Here is a 2,509-nt window from a genome sequence, read left to right as displayed (position 1 = left end):
ACTTTCCGTCGGCTCGCGCCGCCCAGGCGTTACCTGGCACCTTGCCCTATGAAGCCCGGACTTTCCTCCCCTGCTTCAATCACGGAGATTTCCACAGCAGCGATCGTCTGGCTCACTTCGAGCCGCATAGTATCAAATCTGACAACTAATTGCTTGATGTTTTTTGAGCAGTCAGTTTTTCATACTTGGCCTGTAGCTGTTCCTGCGTCTCCACATGATTCGGATCAAGCGGAATACAGTCTACAGGACAGAATAACTGGCACTGCGGTTTGTCATGATGTCCGACGCACTCGGTACACAGATCAGGATTGATCTCATAAATGAGTTCCCCCATATAAATTGCCTCATTCGGGCATACAGGTTCACAGACATCACAATTGATACATTCATCGGTGATATATAAAGACACTCTACCAACCTTGTTGAAGTTTACGCTCGAAGGCAGCAACCACATTTGGTGGAACAAATTTGGTTACATCCCCTCTTAAACGAGCAATTTCACGCACCAATGTGGATGAAATAAATGAATATTGCTCTGAAGGCGTTAAAAATACCGCTTCAAAATGAGCATCCAGTTGACGGTTCATATTCGCTAGCTGAAATTCATACTCAAAATCAGACACTGCACGTAAACCGCGTAATACCGCTGTTGCCTTCTGTTCACGGAAGAAATTCACCAGCAAACCGTCAAATCCTACAAATTCAACATTGTCCAAATGGCTTAAGGACTGTTTGGCTAGCTCAACTCGCTCTTCCAGACTAAATACCGGATTTTTATGATGACCAATGGCAATAGCCACCACAACTTCATCAAACATTCTTGATGCACGTGTTACCAAATCAATATGACCATTGGTAACTGGATCAAAAGTTCCCGGATATATCACACGAGTTTTAGACATCCATTTGTACTCTGTTTGTTATGTAGGCCGCTATTTTAGCAAAATCTTGATTTTTGTTGAAGAAACTCCACTAATTTAAACTCTTCAACTCAATAAAAGTTACGGTACAATAGCTTTAACTTTGGAAGTGTCGGATTATGGCGAAAGTAACTGTAGTTAAAAAAAATAACGGCGGAACGATTGCACTCAACAAACGTGCCCGTCATGATTATTTTATTGAAGAAAAATTTGAAGCTGGACTTTCCTTACAAGGCTGGGAAGTCAAATCTTTACGTGCGGGCCGTATGACCATTGTAGAGAGCTATATCACCTTTAAAAATGGTGAGGCTTTCCTGTTCGGGGCGCAAATTCAACCTCTGCTCAGTGCATCTACGCATGTCGTGCCGGAAGCCACACGTACCCGCAAGCTGTTATTGAACCGCCGTGAAATTGAAAAACTGATGGGCGCGATTAACCAGAAAGGTTATGCTTGCGTACCATTGGCCTGCTACTGGAAAGGGCCAAATGCCAAACTGGAAATTGCCCTGGTAAAAGGTAAGCAGCTGCATGATAAGCGTGCGACTGAAAAAGACCGTGATTGGCAACGTGATAAAGCACGTTTATTTCATAAATAAGAGCTGAAGCCGGTTAATAAAAAACCTCCCTAGTACGGAGGTTTTTTTATGCTTTTAAACTTTGCTATGTAATCTGGCTAGCGTAAGGGCAATATACTCTCCAAACCAGAGTGCAGTCTGTAAATCCCCTTCCGGTGGTGTCACTTCAACCGGTGCATTATCTGACTGGGTCATCAGTCCTAAAAAGCTCGACATGCGGTTCAGGTCTGTTGCAGAACGGCCGGTTGGCATCAAAGGCAAGCCCGACCACAACATGCCATGCTGCATCGCAAACAGGTTAATCTGTTGTAAAACAGCCAGCTTGTCACCACTTAACCCCCCACCATTGGTAAATGCAGCAGCCAGTTTCCCCTGCCAGCTACGTGCTACCCAGCGTTTGGACGACTGCTCCATAAACAGTTTCATAGCCGCCGTCAGACTGCCCATATAGGTGGGGCAGCCAAAAACAATCGCATCACTGGCGTCCAGTAACTCCCAATCAATCTGCTCAACATTCATCATATGTACCTGAACACTTGCCTTTTGCACACCTTCAGCAATAAAGTTTGCCACTTTAGCCGTGTGTCCATAAGGACTGTGATAAACAATCGCAACAGATTTGGAAGATAGGGACATAACAATCAAAAACCAGTAATTTCAGTCAAGTTTAACAGTTTCAGGCCATAAACACGAATGTTGCCATGCGCCCGGTTTTGGCTTCACGGCGATAGGAAAAGTATTCATCGGCCTGAGTATAAGAACACTGATCGCCGCCCAAAACGGTTATTATCCCGTGTTGCTGCAAGATGTAACGCGCAATTGCATACAGGTCGGCATAGTATTTTCCGGTCTGCTGTCCCGCCTGAAATGCGCTGTCCAGCTCAGGATATTTTGAACAGAATGCCTCTTTCACTTCTGTACCCACTTCAAAGCAAGGCTGGCTGATGGCCGCCCCCAACCAGGCCCAGACCGGCCGGGACTGCATACTGGCAATGGTATTTTCAATAATTCCAC

At 45.2% G+C, this 2,509-nt stretch carries 5 protein-coding genes; 1 reads left to right on the top strand and 4 read right to left on the bottom strand.

The window, feature by feature from the left end; genetic code table 11:
- Positions 1-145 precede the first annotated feature (145 nt).
- Both E2K52_RS14130 and coaD read right to left on the bottom strand, forming a co-directional pair.
- Complete coding sequence (locus tag E2K52_RS14130; protein WP_151205646.1) at positions 146-409, bottom strand: YfhL family 4Fe-4S dicluster ferredoxin; 264 nt, start codon at positions 407-409, stop codon at positions 146-148.
- A gap of 1 nt (position 410) precedes the next feature.
- Positions 411-902: a pantetheine-phosphate adenylyltransferase gene (gene coaD / locus E2K52_RS14125; protein ID WP_151205645.1), complete on the bottom strand. Its 492-nt coding sequence runs from the start codon at positions 900-902 to the stop codon at positions 411-413.
- Positions 903-1,039: 137 nt separating this feature from the next.
- On the opposite strand from coaD, the gene smpB reads away from it, so the two are divergent.
- Positions 1,040-1,516, top strand: coding sequence for an SsrA-binding protein SmpB (smpB, locus tag E2K52_RS14120; protein WP_151205644.1), 477 nt, complete (start codon positions 1,040-1,042; stop codon positions 1,514-1,516).
- A 54-nt stretch (positions 1,517-1,570) separates the two neighbouring features.
- On the opposite strand, the gene E2K52_RS14115 is transcribed toward smpB, so the two are convergent.
- Both E2K52_RS14115 and E2K52_RS14110 read right to left on the bottom strand, forming a co-directional pair.
- The gene (locus E2K52_RS14115; protein WP_151205643.1) at positions 1,571-2,131 is read right to left on the bottom strand and encodes a flavodoxin family protein; all 561 of its coding nucleotides are present in this window, start codon (positions 2,129-2,131) and stop codon (positions 1,571-1,573) included.
- Between the two features lie 40 nt (positions 2,132-2,171).
- The coding region (locus tag E2K52_RS14110) for a polyphenol oxidase family protein (RefSeq protein WP_151205642.1) at positions 2,172-2,509 on the bottom strand (338 nt) is incomplete at its 5' end.

Source organism: Acinetobacter sp. RF14B (assembly GCF_006864105.1).
GTDB lineage: Bacteria > Pseudomonadota > Gammaproteobacteria > Pseudomonadales > Moraxellaceae > Acinetobacter > Acinetobacter lwoffii_C.
The sequence above is the reverse complement of the archived record's forward strand: the minus strand, read 5'-3'. Positions and strand labels throughout refer to the sequence as shown.